This window comes from Ruegeria sp. YTSA135 (genome assembly GCF_059610165.1).
Window position 1 is genome coordinate 536359 of record NZ_JBXWNC010000001.1, and the last position, 20803, is coordinate 557161.

At 55.8% G+C, this 20803-nt stretch carries 15 protein-coding genes; 7 read left to right on the forward strand and 8 right to left on the reverse strand.

Annotation, left to right across the window (positions count from 1 at the left end; genetic code table 11):
- The first annotated feature begins 46 nt into the window (after positions 1-46).
- Both prpE and AC2FIT_RS02655 read left to right on the forward strand, forming a co-directional pair.
- On the forward strand, positions 47-1936 hold the full coding sequence (prpE, locus tag AC2FIT_RS02650; protein WP_496826334.1) for a propionate-CoA ligase PrpE: 1890 nt from the start codon (positions 47-49) through the stop codon (positions 1934-1936).
- Between the two features lie 93 nt (positions 1937-2029).
- Positions 2030-3469, forward strand: coding sequence for an amidase family protein (locus AC2FIT_RS02655; RefSeq protein WP_496826336.1), 1440 nt, complete (start codon positions 2030-2032; stop codon positions 3467-3469).
- A gap of 253 nt (positions 3470-3722) precedes the next feature.
- Here the strand turns inward: AC2FIT_RS02655 and AC2FIT_RS02660 are convergent, their stop codons facing one another.
- Positions 3723-4484: an NAD kinase gene (locus AC2FIT_RS02660; protein ID WP_496826338.1), complete on the reverse strand. Its 762-nt coding sequence runs from the start codon at positions 4482-4484 to the stop codon at positions 3723-3725.
- A gap of 167 nt (positions 4485-4651) precedes the next feature.
- Here AC2FIT_RS02660 and glyA point away from each other — a divergent pair, with 167 nt between their 5' ends.
- Positions 4652-5947 carry a serine hydroxymethyltransferase gene (gene glyA, locus AC2FIT_RS02665; protein ID WP_496826340.1) on the forward strand — a complete coding sequence of 432 codons (1296 nt, stop codon included), beginning with the start codon at positions 4652-4654 and terminating at the stop codon, positions 5945-5947.
- 59 nt (positions 5948-6006) lie between these two features.
- Here glyA and AC2FIT_RS02670 read toward each other — a convergent pair whose 3' ends face one another.
- Entirely contained in the window at positions 6007-6381 is a 375-nt protein-coding gene (locus AC2FIT_RS02670; protein WP_496826342.1) for a hypothetical protein, read from the reverse strand.
- A gap of 49 nt (positions 6382-6430) precedes the next feature.
- Between AC2FIT_RS02670 and AC2FIT_RS02675 the strand changes: the two genes are divergently transcribed.
- Positions 6431-7231: an alpha/beta fold hydrolase gene (locus AC2FIT_RS02675; RefSeq protein ID WP_496826344.1), complete on the forward strand. Its 801-nt coding sequence runs from the start codon at positions 6431-6433 to the stop codon at positions 7229-7231.
- A 1-nt stretch (position 7232) separates the two neighbouring features.
- On the opposite strand, the gene AC2FIT_RS02680 is transcribed toward AC2FIT_RS02675, so the two are convergent.
- The 5 genes from AC2FIT_RS02680 to AC2FIT_RS02700 all read right to left on the reverse strand — a co-directional run bounded on the left by AC2FIT_RS02680 (position 7233) and on the right by AC2FIT_RS02700 (position 15858).
- Positions 7233-7610 carry a rhodanese-like domain-containing protein gene (locus tag AC2FIT_RS02680; protein ID WP_496826346.1) on the reverse strand — a complete coding sequence of 126 codons (378 nt, stop codon included), beginning with the start codon at positions 7608-7610 and terminating at the stop codon, positions 7233-7235.
- Between the two features lie 79 nt (positions 7611-7689).
- Positions 7690-9042: an HlyD family type I secretion periplasmic adaptor subunit gene (locus AC2FIT_RS02685; RefSeq protein WP_496826348.1), complete on the reverse strand. Its 1353-nt coding sequence runs from the start codon at positions 9040-9042 to the stop codon at positions 7690-7692.
- An 11-nt stretch (positions 9043-9053) separates the two neighbouring features.
- Complete coding sequence (locus AC2FIT_RS02690) at positions 9054-11402, reverse strand: type I secretion system permease/ATPase (RefSeq protein WP_496826350.1); 2349 nt, start codon at positions 11400-11402, stop codon at positions 9054-9056.
- A 36-nt stretch (positions 11403-11438) separates the two neighbouring features.
- Positions 11439-13385 (reverse strand): type I secretion protein, encoded by a 1947-nt coding sequence (locus tag AC2FIT_RS02695; protein WP_496826352.1) that lies wholly within the window; start codon positions 13383-13385, stop codon positions 11439-11441.
- Positions 13386-13515: 130 nt separating this feature from the next.
- Complete coding sequence (locus AC2FIT_RS02700) at positions 13516-15858, reverse strand: hypothetical protein (protein ID WP_496826354.1); 2343 nt, start codon at positions 15856-15858, stop codon at positions 13516-13518.
- A gap of 600 nt (positions 15859-16458) precedes the next feature.
- On the opposite strand from AC2FIT_RS02700, the gene AC2FIT_RS02705 reads away from it, so the two are divergent.
- The 3 genes from AC2FIT_RS02705 (at position 16459) to AC2FIT_RS02715 (ending at position 19215) form a co-directional block, all read left to right on the forward strand.
- Positions 16459-17211 (forward strand): helix-turn-helix transcriptional regulator, encoded by a 753-nt coding sequence (locus AC2FIT_RS02705; protein ID WP_496826356.1) that lies wholly within the window; start codon positions 16459-16461, stop codon positions 17209-17211.
- On the forward strand, positions 17204-17701 hold the full coding sequence (locus AC2FIT_RS02710; protein ID WP_496826358.1) for a hypothetical protein: 498 nt from the start codon (positions 17204-17206) through the stop codon (positions 17699-17701). The genes AC2FIT_RS02705 and AC2FIT_RS02710 overlap by 8 nt, the downstream gene beginning before the upstream one ends.
- A gap of 380 nt (positions 17702-18081) precedes the next feature.
- A complete protein-coding gene (locus tag AC2FIT_RS02715; RefSeq protein WP_496826360.1) occupies positions 18082-19215 on the forward strand; it encodes a response regulator in 1134 nt (377 codons plus the stop codon).
- Positions 19216-19273: 58 nt separating this feature from the next.
- On the opposite strand, the gene AC2FIT_RS02720 is transcribed toward AC2FIT_RS02715, so the two are convergent.
- Positions 19274-20611: a cytochrome P450 gene (locus AC2FIT_RS02720; protein WP_496826362.1), complete on the reverse strand. Its 1338-nt coding sequence runs from the start codon at positions 20609-20611 to the stop codon at positions 19274-19276.
- Positions 20612-20803: the final 192 nt, after the last annotated feature.

Genomic DNA, 20803 nt, shown 5'->3' on the forward strand with positions numbered 1-20803 from the left:
CCCCCGCAGCCTTACACAACTTACGGAGATTAAGGAGGAGGTCATCGTGGCATATCAGGACGTATACGAGAGCTGGAAATCCGACCCCGAAGCATTCTGGATGGAAGCCGCCAAGGGGATCGATTGGGTTCAACCACCGACCAAGGCGTTGTTTGACGAAAACGCGCCGCTTTACGAATGGTTCTGCGATGCCAGGGTCAACACTTGCTGGAATGCTGTGGACCGCCATGTCGAAAATGGCCGTGGAGAGCAGACAGCAATCATTTATGACAGCCCGATCACCCACACCAAGCGTGAGATTTCCTATGTCGAGTTGCGCAACCGTGTCGCCACACTGGCCGGAGCGTTAAGGGCCAAGGGCGTCGAAAAAGGCGACCGGGTCATCATCTACATGCCCATGATCCCCGAGGCACTTGAGGCGATGCTGGCCTGCGCGCGTCTGGGCGCGGTGCATTCGGTGGTCTTTGGCGGGTTTGCAAGCAATGAGCTGGCCCTACGGATCGACGACGCCGAACCCAAGGCAATCATCGCCGCCTCATGCGGGATGGAACCGGGCCGCGTGGTGCACTACAAACCCCTTCTGGACGACGCCATCGAGATGGCCAGCCACAAGCCTGATTTCTGTGTAATCTTCCAGCGCGAACAAGAAGTCGCGCACTTGATCGAAGGTCGGGATTACAACTGGCATGGGTTCCAGTACGGTGTGGAACCGGCTGACTGCGTGCCGGTGGATGGCAACGATCCGGCCTATATCCTCTATACATCTGGCACCACCGGTTCGCCCAAGGGGGTTGTCCGTCCGACCGCGGGGCATTTGGTGGCGCTGAACTGGACGATGAAGAACATTTATGACGTCGATCCCGGCGATGTATTCTGGGCGGCGTCAGATGTTGGCTGGGTCGTCGGGCACTCGTACATCTGCTACGCACCGTTGATCCACGGAAACACCACGATTGTTTTCGAAGGCAAACCCGTCGGCACCCCTGACGCCGGCACCTTCTGGCGCGTGATCTCCGAGCACGAGGTCAAAAGCTTTTTCACCGCCCCCACCGCCATCCGTGCCGTGAAACGCGAAGACCCAAAAGGCGAGATGCTGGCAAAATATGACCTGTCGAACCTGCGCGCCCTGTTCCTTGCGGGCGAGCGCGCTGACCCGGACACAATCGAGTGGGCTCAGAAATCGCTTGGGGTTCCGGTCATTGACCACTGGTGGCAGACAGAAACCGGCTGGGCCATCGCCGGTAACCCTTTGGGGATCGAGGAATTACCCATCAAGCTCGGCTCGCCTGCCAAGGCGATGCCCGGCTATGACGTGCAGATCCTGGACGAAGGCGGCCACCCGATGAAACCCGGCGAACTGGGTGCAATTGCCGTCAAACTACCGCTGCCGCCCGGCACTCTGCCAACTTTGTGGAACGCTGAAGAGCGCTTCAAAAGCTCTTACCTGAACCAGTTCCCCGGCTATTATGAAACCGGTGACGCGGGCATGATCGACGAGGACGGTTACCTGTATATCATGGCGCGCACTGATGACGTCATCAACGTAGCGGGTCACCGTCTGTCCACCGGCGGGATGGAAGAGGTTCTGGCCGCCCACCCGGATGTTGCCGAATGCGCCGTGATTGGCGTGTCGGATCAACTCAAAGGTCAGATGCCGGTTGGCTTTCTGTGCCTGAATGCCGGATGTGACCGTGATCATGGCGAGGTCGTGCAGGACGTGGTCAAACTGGTGCGCGAAAAGATCGGCCCTGTCGCGGCATTCAAGCAGGCTGTTGTTGTGGATCGTCTGCCCAAGACGCGGTCGGGTAAAATTCTGCGCGGGACGATGGTGTCGATTGCGGACAGCAAAGAATACAAAATGCCCGCAACTATCGACGATCCGGCCATTCTGGACGAGATCACTGCCGCACTGAAATCCATCGGGTTCGCGCAGTAAGAACATTTCAGGCGGCTATGGCCGCCTGACCCGCGCCTTTCGCTTGCAACGGAATTCAACGCGCCTACTGTCTGATCAAGACAGTGAGGCCAAATGACAACCGAAGACTACTGGCGCCTGAACGCCACCGACCTGACCACCCTGACCCGCACCGGAGACATCAGCGCCGAGGACGCCGTTCAAAGTGCGATTGACCGTATGCACGAGGTCAACCCAGACCTGAACGCCGTCGTCGAAGACCTAAGCACCGAGGCACTGGACAGGGCGCGTTATCTGGATCGGTCGCGAGCGCGCGGAGCACCTGTCGGGCCGCTACACGGTGTGCCCGTAACGATTAAAATCAACGTCGACCAAAAAGGTCATGCCACGTCGAACGGCGTTGTCGCGCTGAAGGGCTTGATCGCGCCAGATGATGCGCCAGTGGTGAGAAATCTGCATAACGCCGGAGCCGTTGTGATCGGCCGGACGAATACGCCGGAATTCTCGTTTCGCGCGGACACCGACAACCCGTTGCACGGCAGGACCCATAATCCGTGGGGTCGGCATATCTCGCCCGGCGGGTCCTCGGGCGGTGCCGGTGCGGCGGTGATGGCGGGGATTGGCGCTTTGGCGCATGGCAACGACATCGGCGGCAGCCTTCGGTTTCCGGCGGCGGCCAACGGGGCGGTCACGATCAAGCCGGGTCTTGGCCGCGTGCCAGCATGGAACCCAAGCCAACAGGCCGAGCGCGGGCTACTGGCGCAATCCATGTCGGTTCAGGGTTTAATCACCCGCTCTGTTGCGGATCTTCACCTGTCGATGCCCAGCCTGATCGCCGCAGACCCGCGCGATCCTTTCCACGTTCCGATACCTTGGCGCGGCGAACCCTTGGACGGCCCGATCAAGGTTGCTTTCACCAAAGACACTTTTGGCTATGCCCTTCACCCCGAGGTCGAAAAAGCCCTGGACACCGCGCGCGACGCGCTGTCAGACGCCGGATATCAGGTGGAAGAGGTCTCGCCCCCAGATGTGTTCGAATGTGGTCGGACTGGATACCGAACCCTGATGGGTGAGGTCCTGACCCTGATGAAAAGCGATATTGAGTCTTCGGGCTCGGAAACCATCCGGGATATTTTTGACGTCTACTTTCAGGAATTCCCTCCCATAGTCGGCACCGAACTGGTTCAGATGTTGGCCAAACGCAGCCACTACGCGCGCGAATGGTCCCTGTTCATGCAAGACTATCCACTGGTCCTGTCGCCTTTCTTACCACAGCCATTCTTCAAACCCGACCGTGACACCGAAGGTGCTGAAGGCGTGCATGAGGTTCTGGGGTGCGCCGTCTATTCCTATGCGATGAACTTCCTTGGGCTGCCCGCCGCCTGCGTGCCTGCGCGGTTGGCTGAGTTGCCTAGTGGGCCGCAACCAATCAATATCCAAATCGCCGCACGCCGTTGGCGCGAGGACTTGGCCGTTGATGCCGCCGCAGCGATCGAGGCGCGGGTCGGTCAGATGCACCTGCTCCTTTGGAAAAGGATAAGCGCAGCCAAGTAGACCCGGTCAACAAAATAGACCCCGGGGTTTTCACCCAGGGTCCTCTTACTTAAATAAGCCCGGAATTCTGACGACGAGCGTAGCACCACCCACCCTCGTCGGCGCGAAAACTGCGCGATCATTCGACAACGCCGTCTGGTGGCCACTCACTCCCACCAAGGCGTGTTCCCAAGCAAGACCACAGTAGCAAAGAAAAAACGGACCGCCTGTGAACTGGTTCACACAAGGCAAATAATCGTTTGTTTCTAGGGTTCTAATTGAACTGCTCTGAGATCAGCCGTTCCTCAAGCCCGTGGCCGGGGTCGAATAATAAACGATGCTGGATCGAGGGTTCGGACCGTATTTCAACCCAGTCTATATCCGGAAAAGAAACGGAATCCGCGTCCGCCATGACAGGGCGTTTATCTGCATCCAAGACATCAATGCGAACCTTTGCATTCTTGGGCAACAGCGCGCCGCGCCATCGACGGGGGCGGAACGCTGCAATTGCCGTCAGGGCCAGAACATCCGCCCCGATCGGCAGAATTGGCCCGTGGGCTGAGTAGTTGTAAGCGGTCGAGCCCGCTGGTGTGGACAGCAACGCGCCATCACAAACCAGTTCAGCCATCCGTACACGCCCGTCGACGCTGATCTTTAGCCGCGCTGCCTGAGGACCGGCCCGCAGCAACGATACCTCGTTGATGGCCAACGCTTCGTGCAGTTTTCCGGACTGATCCAACGCCAACATCGCCAAAGGGTTGATAACCTCTTCCACGGCTGTGGCCAGACGCTCCATCAAGTCGGTTTCATGGAACTCATTCATCAGGAAACCAATGGTGCCGCGATTCATTCCGTAAACGGGTGTATCAAGGTGCTGCATGTTGTGCAGCGTATGTAGCATGAACCCATCCCCGCCCAAAGCAACCACAACATCCGCGTCCCTGGGAGCGGCATTCCCATATCGTTTCACAAGACTGTCCCGTGCGGTTTGCGCCATTTTGGCGTCGCTGGCGAGAAAAGCGATTCTCTTTGTCATCTTTTCCGGTTTCCGGTGCTGCACATTTGGTTCCGAAACAAACATACCTTTCCCCAATAGACCAGACTTGACGCCGCAGCGGCTCAAATCGTCGCTTTACACCTTTTGCATATGACCGGTTTCCGATAGGAAATTCGCCAGAAACAGCTCAGCCAATTGGAGTCCCCATGAACGTCAATATTCGTGACAACGGTTTCTTCACCCAGTCCCTTGCGGATCGTGACCCCGAGCTGTTTGGCTCGATCACATCCGAGTTGGGCCGTCAGCGCGACGAGATCGAGCTGATCGCGTCCGAGAACATTGTCTCTGCCGCCGTGATGGAGGCGCAGGGCTCGGTCATGACAAACAAATACGCCGAAGGATATCCCGGACGGCGCTATTATGGCGGTTGCCAATTTGTCGACATTGCCGAGAATCTGGCCATCGACCGTGCCAAGCAGCTATTTGGCTGCGAGTTTGCCAACGTCCAGCCGAACTCGGGTTCTCAGGCGAACCAGGGCGTGTTCCAGGCGCTGATTCAGCCCGGCGATACGATTTTGGGGATGAGCCTGGATGCGGGTGGTCACCTGACCCACGGCGCAAAACCCAACCAGTCGGGCAAGTGGTTCAACGCTGTACAATACGGTGTGCGGAAACAAGACAACATGCTGGACTACGATCAGGTCGAAGCACTGGCGAAAGAGCATCAGCCCAAGCTGATCATCGCCGGGGGCTCGGCCATCCCACGCCAGATCGACTTTGCCCGCATGCGCGAAATTGCTGACATGGTTGGCGCCTATCTTCACGTAGACATGGCGCATTTTGCCGGTCTGGTTGCGGCAGGCGCGCATCCCAGCCCCTTCCCCCACGCGCATGTGGCGACCACGACGACCCACAAGACCTTGCGCGGTCCGCGTGGCGGCATGATTCTGACCAATGATGAAGGTATCGCCAAAAAAGTGAATTCGGCGATCTTCCCCGGCATTCAAGGCGGCCCGCTGATGCATGTGATCGCCGCCAAGGCCGTAGCCTTTGGCGAGGCGCTGCGCCCCGAGTTCAAAAGCTATATCCAGCAAGTTGTGACCAATGCGCAGGCGCTGTCGGATCAGTTGATCAAGGGCGGTCTGGATACGGTGACCCACGGCACCGACACCCATGTGGTGCTGGTCGACCTGCGCCCCAAAGGTGTCAAAGGTAACGCCACCGAACAGGCCTTGGGTCGCGCGCACATCACCTGCAACAAGAATGGTGTGCCGTTTGACCCGGAAAAGCCGACCATCACCAGCGGCATTCGCCTCGGGTCGCCCGCTGGCACCACGCGCGGGTTTGGTGAGGTTGAATTCCGCCAGATCGCCGACTGGATCATCGAAGTGGTCGATGGTCTGGCCGCCAATGGCGAAGACGGCAACAGCGCCGTCGAAGCCAAGGTCAAGGCTGAGGTCGCAGATCTCTGCGCCAAGTTCCCGATCTACCCGAACCTGTAGTATGGTTTAAATCTTACGACCTAAGCGGCGCCTGATGGGCGCCGTTTTTCGTCTGCCGGTCAAATAAAGCCCTGCCACCGCAAGAGAATAAGTAGCAGGACGGACAGGGCCAGCAGGTTGAACGCCAGACCGCCCAGCATTCCCAAAAACCAACCCAATCGCCGGTCTGCAAGGTTGATACCGCTCAAATGCTCCTGAACCTGCTCGGACGCGCGCGCCAGTTTCTGAGCGTCCAATGTCAGCCGTAGCCTGGGATGGTCCGCCAAAGGTTCGGCACGCGCCAATAGCAACGCTTGCTTGTAAATTCGGCGGGGCAGACGCCGCTTGGCCTTTCGGATCGAGGTTGTCAGAGTCGTATCTTTCACACCCAACTTCTTGCGCAGCAACTCAACCGTCTGCGCAATCTGGGTTTGGATATCTATGTTTTCCGACATGGGCGAGCCTCCGAGCCTGCCAATCTAACCGCCGATTTCGGAGGCGACAATGGGGCTGGTTGTTTCTGTTCTTGGCGGGTATCACGGCGCTATGCTGAACACGATCTTACATGGCCGACCTACGGCGAAACCTCCTGTTTTGATTGCCCACGGGCTGTATGGCTCTGCGCGGAATTGGGGTGTCATCGCCCGGCGGCTGGCCGATGAACGGCAGGTCATCGCCGTCGACATGCGCAACCATGCCTACAGCATGTGGACCGATCAGCACAGCTATCCCGATCTTGCTGGTGATCTTGCCGAGGTGATTGCACATTTCGGCGGGCGTGCGGATGTAGTTGGCCACTCAATGGGTGGCAAGGCGGCGATGATGCTGGCCCTTCAACACGGTGATCTGGTGCGCAGGCTTGTGGTGGCGGACATAGCGCCCGTCGCCTATTCCCACAGCCAGATCCAATTCATCGAAGCGATGCGTTCGGTTGATTTGACCAAGGTTGAGCGTCGTTCGGACGCATCCGAACAACTGGCCGCACTGAATGTGGAAAAATCACTGCAAAGCTTTTTCACACAATCGCTGGACATCAAAGGACAACGCTGGTTGCTGAACCTGGATGTGCTGGCAGCCGAGATGCCCAAAATCATGGGCTTTCCACAAGTGGATGCAAGCTGGCACGGTTCAGCGCTTTTTCTGTCGGGGGCCGAGTCTGACTATGTTCTGCCTCAGCACCGCGATTTGATCCGCGCGCTGTTTCCAGCAGCTAAATTAGCTAAAATTCCCGGCGCGGGCCACTGGCTGCACGCCGAGAAGCCGAGAGAGTTCGAGGCAACCGTCAGAACATTTCTAAACGCCTGAGTCAGCCGTTAGAAACGTCGCCCCCACCGTTGATCCAGTCGGTGAGACCGCCAAGGTTGTAGACCTGCTCATATCCCATATCTTTCAAAAGCTTACCGGCCAGCGCCGCGCGACCACCAGCAGCACAGTATAAGACAATTGGTCGGTCTTTCCGAAGCTCAGCGTCATAGGACTTCAGCGTCTCGTCAGCACGGAATTCTAACCCCCCACGGGGGATATGATGCGCACCACTGGCCCGCCCGGTCTGCTGCAGCTCGACGGCATCGCGCACATCCAGCAGCAAGCCGCCCTGCTCTATCAACTGTTTCGCTTTGCCTGTGTCGATTCGCTCGACCGCCGCGTTTGCGGCCTCCATCATGCTTTTTACTGTAAGGGCCATGCACTGTCCTCCGATGAATTTCAGCGGACGTTAGCATGTGAAAAATAGAAGATGTAGACTGGCCGTGCAGCCAGCCCCATTATTGTTCGCGGAAGGCGCGCGACATGCTGTCGGTCACTGGTTTCGCGATATAGGCCGCAAATGTCCGCTCTTCCGTCTGAATCATGATTTCGGCGGGCATACCCGGTGTCGGGATAAAGCCGCGCACACGCTCAATCTCTTCGGGCTGCAACGAGATACGGGCCAGATAAACCTCTTGCGGTGCACCGGCGTTGTCTTCCATCACCGAGTCCGCCGACAGATAGAATACCTGACCGTTCAGCACCGGCGTGGTCCGCTGATTCAGGCTAACCAAACGCACTGTTGCATCTTGACCGGTCACGACACTGTCGATCTCGGTGCGAGGAATCTGTGCTTCGATGATCAGGGGCGCGTCCGCAGGCAGGATTTCAGCGATCGGCTCGCCAGTCTCAATCACGCCGCCCGGAGTGTGATAATGCAGACGTATCACAGTCCCCGAGACCGGAGCCCGCACAACCGCGCGATCCAGAACACTGCGGGCCTGACGGGCTTTTTCACGCACACTTTCAAGGTCGGCTTCGATGACGCCCAACTCGTCCAATGCGGCCTCACGATAGGCAGCCCGAGTGCGGTCAATCTGTTCCTCGTATTTCAACAGCATCTGGTTGATCTCAGAGGCTTCGGCCTGCAAACGGGCCTGCTGTCCTTCTGCTTCGGCCTGAACGCGGCGGATCGTGTTCAGCTCACCTTTACGCACCAAGCCTTTTTCGAACAGCGCCTGTTTCGTCTCAAGCTCTTCCTGAAGGATTTCGGATCGCCGCACCATGCTGTCCAACTGCGCCTCGAACCCGCTTGAGCGGATTCTCAGGGCTTCCATATTCCGCTCCAGCAAGGCGATATCATTCAGCAACGTTTTACGGGACAGATCAAAGGTGATCTTTTGACCATCCAGAATGGCCATCACTTCGGTGTCGTCCGATTTAGCAACTAATTCGGGGGGAAACTCCAACCGCTGTAGTTCATTATACTCTGCATGCAGACGCTCGGACATGGCCTGAAGGCGGACTTGCCGGATGAATAGCTCGCGCTCATTGGCTTCGGCCGAGGTCTGATCCAAGGTCATCATTACCTGCCCGGCCTGGACAGATTGACCTTCGACAACCTTGATATCCTGAATAATCCCGCCTTCAAGGTGCTGTACGATCTTATTGCGCCCCGTGGCGACAAAGCTGCCCTGTGCAATCACGGCAGCAGCCAAAGGCGCCCGGAAGGACCAGATACCAAAACCACCAAAGCAGACAACAAGCATAACCATTCCAATGACGACGAAGCGGCTGATAGAACGCGGAACTTCGGCATACCAAACCTCGGGCGAGTTGGGATCGTTGTTCACGGGCACCAGTTCATTCATGTCGTACCCCCTTACTGCTTTTGAATGCCGGGCTGATTACCGCGCGGTCCATTCAGTTGTTGCAGAACTTGTTCGCGATGACCAAACAGCGCCACACGGCCATCCGTGAGAAGCATGATCTTGTCCACCACGTTCAATAGCGTAGGCTTTTGCGTAATAACTACAACCGTAATCTTGCTCTCTTTCGCCTGTTCGATGGCCCGTGACAAAGCCTTGTCCCCAGCGACATCCAAGTTCGAGTTCGGCTCGTCCAAAACCACCATACGCGGATTGCCGAAGAAGGCCCGTGCCAGCGCGATACGCTGCTTTTGACCGCCGGACAGGGGCGACCCATCGGCGGCCACCACGGTCTCATACCCTTGCGGCAGAGTTGCGATCATATTGTGCACATCGGCCAGGACGGCGGCATCGTGGATTTGCTCATCCGTTGCATCATCCCGCATCCGGCCGATATTGTCCTTGATCGTACCGGGGAACAGCTGCACGTCCTGCGGCAGATACCCGATGCTTTCGCCAAACTGGCGCGGGTCCCAGTTGCGGATGTCCATCAGGTCCAGACGAACACTGCCCGAGGTCGGAAGGATTGATCCGACCAGGGTCTTACCGAGCGTGGTCTTTCCCGCACCCGAATTACCAATAATGGCCAACGTCTCACCCGGGTTAAGCGAAAAACTAATGCCATTCAGCACGACGCGTTTGGTGCCGCCGGGTACATATAGCAAGCGCTCTACGTCCAAACGGCCCTCGGGGCGCGGCAGCCGCAACTTTTCGAATTGCAGTGCCGAGTTGGATAGAAGCTGATTGATCCGGCCATACGCCGCGCGGGTCAGCAAAAAGCCGTTCCAGCCTTCGATCGAGCCTTCGATCGGCGCAAAGGCCCTGCCGGCGATAATCGAGGCGGCAATGACCATCCCGCCTGTGATTTCACCCTGTAGCGCCAAAAACGCGCCCCAGCCCAGAATGGAAATCTGCGTCAGCAGGCGAACGGCGCGAGAAATGGCCGCAAAGATCACGTTCCGGTCCTGCGCGCGAACCTGCCATGTCAAAGATTGCGCGGTGTCCCGCCCCCAGATTCGCACGGCTTCCGGGATCATGGCCAGAGCATTGATGATCTGACTGTTTCGAGACATCGAGTCGAGGTGCATGTTAGCCATGGACTGGGCCTTGTTTGCCTCGGCAAACGGTTTAGCCGTCATACGCTGGTTGACGAAGGCAATAACCATAAGCACCAGCGCCGTGACAATCACGATCGTGCCCAATTGAGGGTGTACCAAGAAGATCATCAGGATGAACAAGGGCGCGAAGGGCACATCCAGGAAGGAAATCAGCGTACCCGAGACCAGAAATCCACGCACTTGCTGTAGATCGCCCAGCGTCTGGTATTCACGCCCAGTGCCGTGCAGCGAGGCGTGCGCGGCCGCACTTAGGATCGGGGCGCCAAGACGGGCCGCGACCTCGACCGCAGTTCGCATCAGCATGAACCGTCGGACGGCATCAAATGCCGACTGGAAAATCACCGCGCCAGCCACAATGGTTGTCAGCATGATCAACGTGTCCAACGACCGGCTGGTCAGGACGCGGTCACTGATCTGAAACAGATAAATCGGGATCGCGAGGATCAGGATGTTCGTGGCGCAAGTCAGAACCAGCACGAAGGACAGATTGCGATAGATCGCGCGCAATGACGTGCGCAGCGTTTTCTGAAAGTCCTCGGGCGGGGTTCGCTTGTGAAATGTTTGGGGTGGCCCTTTACCATCACCGCCGCCTGAATTGCTGCGCAGCATTGGCTCATTCGCCTTGGCCTCGATAGTGGCACCCATGCGATCACCGCCGCCCGAGCGCGACGCGGGGGGTAAACGGTCGCTCGTTTTGTTGACGGGTTCTGGATCGGGGCTCTCGACGTCGGCCACCCCAGCACCGCTGCCCTGTTGGTCACTGTCCTTGGCAGGCTGCGGCTGCTTGCGCCGAAAAGATGGTTCGGCGCGCAGTTTTGGTTCCTTTTTTTCTACTTTAGGTGCGGAATTTTTCTTTGCTTCCTGAGGTGCGGAGTCCGCTTTTACTTCCTGAGTTGCCGAATCCTTTTTTTTCGCTTCCTGAGCTGCGGAGTCCTTTTGTTTCACTTCCTGAGGTGCGGGATCTTTTTCTACTGCCTTATCGGCACCCGCATCGCTCTTGGCGGTTGCATCTGTATTGCCGTCTTTCGGATCACTGATGCGTAAGTCTTCACTTAGGCGTAATCCGGGAATCTTTTTCTGTTTCAATTTGGATTTGCTCGCACTTGGCGGCTTTGAGACAGCGCCACCGTTGCGATCCAACGGGCTGGCGTATCGTCTAGGACGCGACAGAAAAACAATCGACATGTCAAAACTTTCAGGTCACTCGTAACAAACAGAATACTAGGCTAGCATAGTTTGCAGCCCGTCGTCGATGCTCGCCGCCTCAGAAGGTGTCAATTTGCTATGGCCAGGTGCGTGCTCTGAATTGCCTGGCGCATCAACTTCTTCCATAAGAACCGCAATCGCTTCATTGATCAACTCGGGGTTTTCGTCTTCTGGGCTGTCAAACATGCTTGCCTGATGCAGCATCAACTCTGAATATTCACCCTCTTGCGCCATCACTACCGAATCAACACCCAGTTTGGTCACACTTGCCTTGTTCAACAGGGCATTGCCGGCACCAAGCCCGGAAACCTCTTGTCCGCCTGGGTTTACGACATGGATATCGTCGTCATCCTGCAACATGGTGACCTGATCAATGACGTTGACCTGCAACAGATCGCCCTCGATCTTGAGCACCCGGACCAACTCAGTTCCGGCAAACATCGGATCGTTCAGCAACGCATCTTCCAGCGCGTCCGTGTCCACTTCTTGCAGGTCCACAGTTGAGGCTAGATTGGCGCTAATCTCGGTATGAGAGTCTTCACCCTCCGTCGTCAACGATACCTGATTCATGACAAGATTGTCTTCGGCATCGGTAGTATGTGCGCCGTGAATCACATCGTTGTCCGTGAAAACGATGGTCTGGGTTACGACATCAACCGAGATCATATCGCCCCCGATGATGATCATGTCGTAATAGCTGCCCAACTGAAGGATGTTGGTCACGTTGGTCAGGATGTTGTCCCCCAACGTGTAAGCCGTAGACGACGAGGTGATTTCGGTTGCGATGTGGTCGATATCTGTCGCGTCGATAAGCTGCTGTATGAAGTTGGTGACCAGCAAGTCACCCGAAATCCAGTCGATTGAGACAATCGGATCCTGTTCGGGATCTTCGGCCACATTCAATTCCAACCACGCTGCCTCGTTGGCCTCTGTACTTATGTCCGAAGCCTGAAGCACTTGCGTTTTACTTTGCGCGCCCTCGCCCTGATCAACATCTTTGACGACTGCGACCTGGCTGACGAAGGTCAGGTTAACAGCTTGCCCCCCAACAACGATATTCGGGGCATCAACCCAGCCGACGGTCACTGCAACCTCGTTTACGGCGAAGTTGCCGCCCGCGACGATCGAGTGGCCGTCTTCAAATTCTTGGTCTTCGGACTGATCCCATTCGGCTGGCAAGTCGTCTGAGATACCGTACTCGTCCTCTTCCTCTTCCAAGTCCTTTTTGTGATGTTCCGGCATCAATTCCAGAAAGTCGGGCATTTCATCAACATGCTCGCCATTCACGATGATGCCTGTTGCATCTTCACCGTGGAACTGATGAACGGTAACGCCTTCGATATCGATAGTTACAGGCGACTGCATCTGTTCGATGAGTTGCTCAATCGCCTCACCGGACTGGTAATCCTGGATGTGGATCGAAGGGGTCGAAACAGCATGCAGCGACATCGCCACAGCTTTCAACGCCTGGCCCTGTTCCATCAGGGCTTCGGCATCGCGGAAATTGCCTTCACCCACGACGTCGTTGTCGTTGAGGTGAATTTTCTGCACGGTGTAGGTGACCGCCGAGCCGATCAACTGATGGATAAACTCAGGCTTTAGGATCACGTTGAACTGTGCGCCGTCCCCGAAACCCAGCGTTTCTGGAAAGAACACGTCTGGGCCGAACGCCGGATTCGACATCAGGACGGCATCTTCAACCGGTCCTGGGCTCACGGCTGGAGGGGGAAGATCAGACTTTAAAGGGGCAAACTTGTAGGATATCGGGTCATAATCGCCCGGGTTCATTTTCAAAGGTGCTTTTACTTCAATTCTTGTGGGGTCTTCCAGGTTCTCGAGTTCTGCCTTGCGCCGCAATGCAACAAATTCTTCGTACTGGTCCCGCCACCGGGCCTGCTCGGTCGTAAGTTCAAATGTTCCAACAAAATGTGCGATTTGTTCCGTAATACTGTCGAGCGACATACTGGTTCCCTTTCCCCGCGCCAGCCTAAAATTTCCGGCTTAGGTTAAGTTGGGCCGAGGCCGCCCAGTTGCGGCCCCTGCGTTTTCTTGAGAGGGATCAGAGCCCGCCATAGCGGGCTCTGCCTCTTGATTACACGTCGGTGTCGTCGCTGGCGTAGCTGGACGACATGTTGCCACCAACCATCGTGGTATCGACCGAGTTGCCAAGAACGTTGGCACCCATGACGATCGACTGGTTGAAGGCCGCCGTGTCGACAACTGCCGCTGCGGATGCATGCGACTCGCCGTTCACGATGCCGTCGCCACCGTTGTTCGAGCCCCAGGTTCCAGCATTGCCGCCGGCACCACCCGCGCCCGAGTTTGCACCCGTCGCGTTTCCGCCTTCCTGCATGCCACCTTTGACATCACCGATATCGACGAACCCGTGGGCGTTTCCGCTTTCGCCGCCCGCGGCCCATGCAGCGCCGCCGCCGCCACCGATGCCCGTTTCCGTCGTGCCGTTCGAATAGGCAGTTCCGTCCGCGGTTGCATCGTTGTCGGAGCTTCCGGCACCACCGTAGCCTGAGATTGCCTCGGCCAGGCTGTCAGCAGATCCGTCAACGTCGGACATTGCGAACACACCGGAGTCTCCGCCGTTACCGGCGTCGTTGTCAGCGTCAGCTGAGCCAGTGCCGCTTCCGGTAGAGGTCGCATCCAGATCGATTGCACCGCCGCCGCCGCCAACACCGTTCGCTGTCGCAGTACCGGTACCATCAGCATCGGCACGACCGTCGGTGTCGTTGGTTCCGCCAGCGCCACCATCCGAGTCAGCGTCCTGTTCGTTCTTGGCAAAGCCGTCGGCATCACCCGCAGTCGGTGTAACGACCGAACCGGTTGCATCCTGGTCACCAATACCTTTGGCGAAGGATTCAACATCTGCGTCACCGCTGTCTGCGTCACCGCCAGGGCCGTTTCCACCAGCACCTTCACCGCCAGTACCGTCACCGCCTAAGCCTAGGCCACCGTCTCCGGCACCAGCGTTGACGTTGCCACCTTCGTTGGTGTCACCACCACCGGTGCTGGCATCCGTTCCCGCCAAGTTCAGGCCAGACAGGCCATTGCCTTGGTTGGTTGATGCAAGGGCTGCGTCGATTTGACCTGCATCACCGGCTTCACCACCGCCGCCAGTGCTTTCGCCGCCGTCACCGTCACCGCCGTCACCGTCGCCGCCGTCACCGTCGCCGCCATCACCTTCGCCGCCATCGGCATCCGTTCCAGCACCAGCAAGGCTTCCAGCATTACCGAGACCGATGTTGCCACCCGAGGATGTCTCACCAGTTTCGTTTTCGCTTTCCGACTCGTTCTTGGCCAGGCCAATGTTGCCCGCGCCGCTGTCGCCGCCATCTGCGTCACCAGCCGATGCGTCAGTGGCCGCAAGCGCGCCGCCTTTGGCAGCTGCTACGCTCTCATTGTCACCACCGGTTGAGTCGCCTTCGTTGCCGGCACCGGACAGACCCAGACCCAGGCCCAGACCAATCGATCCAGCGTTGCCGCCGTCACCACCGTCGCTGTCAGCTTCCGAAGAGTCTGCAGTGCCTTCGTTGTCAGCGCTGGAGTCTGCATCAGCGTCGCCGCTGTCGCCACCATCGCCGCTACCGTCAGCTTCTGCATAGCCTTTACCAGCGTTCAGGCCCAGCGTTGCCGCATCACCCGAGTCGCCGCCGTTTCCAGCGTCTGCATCAGCGTCAGCATCACCAGTTTCACCACCGGCTGCAAGTGCGCTGCTACCTTTGGTGAACGACAGTACGCCGCCACCGCTGTTCGAGCCGCCGGCACCGGAGTTGCCACCGTCTGACTGCGTGTCGATACCATCGTCAGCAAATGCCACGCCACCCTTGGCGTCGCCGGACTGACTAAACTCGCCTTCGTTCTTGACATTCGCGGACCCAAGGTCGTCAGCGTCGTTCAGTTCGGCCAACTGGCTGTTGATTGCCAGCATGTCGTTGCCTTCACCGTTCAGCGAGATGTCCAGGTTCATGTCGTCGCCCGGATCATAGTCAAAGTCGTTGCCGACAGTGATGACGTCCTCGACGGAACCACCTTTGCTTACATCGACGTCGACCAAATCGTCATCGCGCGGAATCCACTCTCCTCCACCAAAGTCGATGTTGACCTTGTTGGTGTTCTCGTTGCTGTCGTTACCACCGTTACGCTGCTGTTGACCTTGGCCTTGGTCCTGACCTTGGCCCTGATCCTGACCCTGATCTTGACCCTGGCCCTGTTCGTTGTTCGTGGCGACATCAGCCGACTGGCCCTGAATTTGACCCTGATCGTTGTCGTTTTTGTTGTCGGTGTCTTGCTGATTTACATTTGCTTCGACTTCGACTTCAGCATTCTCAACGTTCACATCGGCATCGACCGGCACATATGCCGTATCGACATTCACTTCGCCGATCGCCGTAATATCGTTGTGCGGTTGTTGACGTTTAACCATTTCAAAATTCCACTTACTAAGCGCCCGACCGTCATTCATCTACAAAACGGCTACTGGCGCGGTTGAAACAAAATTCAAGCTTACAGGCGCAAAACGCGCTTGAAGCGGTCTTGTTCAGTGAACTCGTCTCCCACCTTCCTTTCCCGGCCAAGCCGATGGTGTGTCAGCGGTGCTACAGATTCGCGCAAATTCGCGATTCGCGGACACGTCAGGAATTACGCTTCCCAAATTGAAGCAGGATCATGGTCGCATCAGGAGGATGGGCTGAATAGCTGCCCTAAAGCATTAGATAATATAAATATATGATTTAATTATATTATCTTTGAGAACTTTCTGCGGCCGGCGGGTAAATACACGAAAATGCGGCCAAAATTCGGCAAAACGCTTAAAACTATAGTTTTCCTTTGTTTTTATTGGAAAACTGATGGCGAACCTAAACGAAAGTACTAGGCCGAACAGACAGGGGACCACAAAATGTTGATGAAAATTAGTCTTTCAGGTATGGTCGTTACAGCAGTTCAATTTTCGTACGACTGCGTGCTGCTTGTGTTTTTACGATTTCGCCACTGATTTTGTGGCGTGGTTTCATAGGGGGAAGTAATGAACAATCCGTTACAGGATAGTGTTGCTCGAATAAATGTATGTACCGAAGACTTCTCGATCAATTTCATTGGCAAGGAACTCTTCTTTTCAAACCAGACCCTGCGAAGTGTTGAGTCAGAGTTCGGCGTTGCCGCTCACAGGTATGAAGACGTTTCTGAGTTAAGTGCCAGCGTTTCAGGCGGGAGGACTGGAAAGGTTGTCGTTGTCGATCAGATCATGTTGGACGATCTTCTCAGCCGACCGGAAGTCTATACCGAAGTAGCTGGTACCGGCTGTCTCGCCTTTGCATATCGTAAAGAGGACGCGGCGCGTTCGCTTTTCGAGAACTGGAATCGGCACCAATTCGGGGATATCGGATATCTACCAATGAATGTCGCACCGGATGTGTGGCGGTCCATTCTGCGGCTGTTGATGCATGAAGAGCTGTATCTGCCAAGCTTCGTGGCCGATTGCGTGTTGAAGCCACAGAATCACAACAAGCCTTGTCTGGTGACAGACAACCAGGCAGAACCAAAAGAACCCAATCCGCTGTATTCACGACTGACGCGTCGGGAAAAGCAGGTGCTGCAACTGGCGTCCAAAGGACAGAGCAACAAGATCATCGCCTCTAACCTTGGCATTACTGAGCACACTGTAAAACTGCACATGCATAACGTTGCGGGCAAGATCGGTGTCAGCAACAGAACGGCCGCTGCGCAGTTCTATTTCGAGGTAACGTCAGACGAAGCGCGCGGCCAGACAGTTGACTGAGACATTGGAAACCCGATTTGACCGTCTGATCTTGCTGGTCGGCAAGCTGAACTACATGTGGACCAACACCGAAAGCCTGTTGATCCACCTGATTGCCGGCCTGAGCGGCACCAACAAGGATGTTGCTGTCATCATCTTCCTGACGCTCAACACCACGCGCGCGCGGATTGATCTGGTTGAGCGCCTTGCCAAGATGGAGGGGCGTCCGACCGAGATTCGTGATCCGATCCTTGAACACACGCAGCGGCTCAGCAAGTTGTCATCGATCCGGAACCGATACAATCACTGTATCTATTCATTCGATGCTGAAAGCGGGAATCCCAAGACGATCTTAATGCGCATTGCGGACCGAAAAACCGATATCAAACTCGGACGTTCCGACACGGTTGATGAGCAAGCCATTAAAGAGATCGAAGACATCGTAGCGCAGCTGTCTGCCGCGAACCGTGATATCTGGCGCCTTATCAGTACGCTTGGTTTCCCTGTCTGATCATATCAACACCGACGCCCCCACGTTGCTGGGGTCGTCGGAAATTGATGTTTTTTTTAAAGAACTCTCGAAGCTTTAAAGTCTGGTTTCAAATCAACGCAGGGCAGCAACCTTCCCTCACTGCGCCCAAGATGATATCCTCTGTGCCATAGATGAATACAAACTCGTTTTTTTTGAATTGCCGCTGGATCCGATTGCCTTAACACGGCCCTAAGGATTCGACATTTTAGAACCCGAAGTTGGCGTAGAGACGACATTTGCCAAAATAAGGTCAAGAAAATACCGCGTTTCATGCAGGTTTTCTGCTGTTATGCCGCTGTTTCGTCTCACTCGCCTACTAACGTGAGCCCGATAGGCAGAGTAATCGCGGTTAAACAGTCATGAGACATTCCACGCTCGACAATGATCGGTTCCAAAGAAAGCTGGATCTTCAGGCGCTCAAGCAGGTGACGCTCAACGTTTTGGTTGTCGATGATGAACCAAGTATACTTGAGCTGCTACAGTCGGCGCTGCCCGAGCTTGAAAACTGTAATGTGTCCGTCGCCGACTCGGCGGCAGCGGCACTTAAAAAGATTCAGGCCGCAGAAGCCCCTTTCGATTGTCTGCTCTTAGACATCCAAATGCCGGGTACCACCGGGATCGAATTGCTTAAGCAACTCAGAAAAACACCTGATTATATGGATACACCGGTGATCATGCTGACCGCGATGGCAGATCACAGCCATATCGAAGAGGCGTTTTTAGAAGGTGCGTTTGACTACATTACCAAGCCGTTTGACTTTTTCGAACTCCGCAGTCGAATGAACGCAGCCCATGTTTTGATGATGGAGCGGATAAGGGCAAAGACTTCGACGGCGTCAATACGAAATCTTCGCGAAAAACTTGATTTCAATCAGCAGTTCAACTTCGAGGACCCGCTTTCGATAGAAGGGTTGGAGCGGTGTTTGCGCTATGTCGAATTCGACAATTACGTTGATCAGCTTTCAAGGGGGCGCCGCTTTGACACCTGGGTGACTGCGGTCAAACTTCTGGGGGCCGAGTACCGTTTTGACATGAGTGACTTTGGTATGTTTCGCCGCGTGATTTCTGACATCGGCAAATGCATCGAAAAGACATCAAAGAAAGCAAATGGGGTATTCTCGTACCGGGGGAGCGGCGTTTTCCTGGTTGTCACGCATGGACGCAATCGTACGAACCAACTGCCAACCGAAGAAGTCCTTAACCGAAAACTAAGAATGGTTCTGAGCAGCCGGCTTACCTCGTCGCATTTAAAGGTCGCGATGAGTCCGCCTGTATCAATGCGGTCATTCTCGAAATCAGGCGCGATCTCAGCTTTGAACCTGGCATGCGAAAAAGTAAACGGCAGAGAGAGGGCAATGACCAAAAGCGTTACAGTACAATCCCACGTTCGTCCAAAAGAAGAACCCGTGCGCGAAGAACACATGACAACAAGACTGTATGACACAGTTTTACGAGAGCTTTACGGCGACAACACCTATCTGAACGGAAAATAGCCGATAATCAGATAAAAACATGCTTTTCCAAGGCTCTGCAGGATACCCACCCACCACGTTACGTAGCCCGTTCGGCTTCAAGTACGAGCGGGCCACTGGTGCGCATGGTGAATGTCAAAACCGGTTCAGGCATTTTCGCCTCACCCAATGAAAAATGCACGCGCCGCAAGACCGACGCCATCAGAACCATGATCTCTGTCTCCGCGTACTGAGCACCAATGCAGATTCTGGGCCCATCACCGAATGGAATGTACTGGCCGCGCGGCAGAGTAGCCCCCAAAAACCGCTCTGGCCGGTAATGTTCCGGGGCATCCCACAGTTTTTCATTCCTGTGCAGCGAATAGACAGGGAAAAACAGCGCGTCGCCCTTTTCAATCTTTACCCCCTTGATTTCGACGGTTTCCGCTGCATCCCTGGCGAAAAACGCGGCAGATGGGTAAAGGCGCAGTGTTTCCTTCACATGCGCACGCAGAAGTGGCATGGATTCAAGGTCAGAAAACTCGACCAAGCCTTCGGCGCGTACTGACCTGATTTCCCTACGAATTTTGTTCTGCATTTCGGGGTTCAGTGCCAACAGGTAATATCCCCAAGCCAATGCATTGGCCGAGGTTTCGTGCCCTGCAACAACGAAGGTCAACAGATTGTCGACTGTAGTCTCTTCGTCTTCAAAGTCGGTTTTCAATGCCTCAATCATAAAATCAAGAAAGTCTCGGGGTTCGCTCCGGTTTTCAAGCCGGCGTTGCTCGATCACTTGCCGGGCAAGTTCACGCATCGTGGTCACGGGTGCCTTGCTGGCCAGCCATTTCTTTCGCGGCATCCATTTTGGCAACCCCATCAAGTCAAACAGAGAAATATCTGAGATATACTTGAAATACTCGATCAACCCCACACGGATTTGTTCCGAACTGACTTCTTTATTGCCTGAGAAAATCACCCGAGAGATATTCGTCAAAGTCGATGCAGGGGCAACCTGGGCTACATCCACAGGGCCTTCGTTTTCCACCAGTGACTCAGCGACCTCGGATCCGGTTTCCGCGAAGTAACGGGCAAGCGTCGGCAGGTTTCTGGCTGCAAACAAAGGGGAGTACCGCCGTCGCTGCTGGCGCCATTTCTCACCTTCGGAAAGGATCAATCCGTTACCGACAGCCGATCCAATGATATCCTTGGTAAACTTGGCTTTCGGAAATGACCGCCCCTGCCCAACCAATAATTCAGTGATCATTTCCGGGTCGCAGAAATAATGAATGTTCAACGGGCCGCGAACATAGGTCTCGCGCAGAGTTTCGGCTGGTATGACTTCGAGCATGTTTCGCCCTGCCGACCTTGCGAACTGAAGCAGTGTCACCGGTTTTTCCGCAAGCCGCGCCGCAACCGGAGTGACGTCGAACTGCTTCATTTTCGTCATTCCAAACGCCGTCAAAACGCAGCTCCTTGGTGTATCTCAGCCTAACCTCGCCTCAATTTAGGTGGAAAATCGCCATATTAGCAACAAAATCATAGGCTTTTGGCGGCAATGTCGGCAGTTGCGCAACATTAATGCCACCCATAATACCTGTCGCAACTTGCTTTGAACTCAACAATTTGGCGG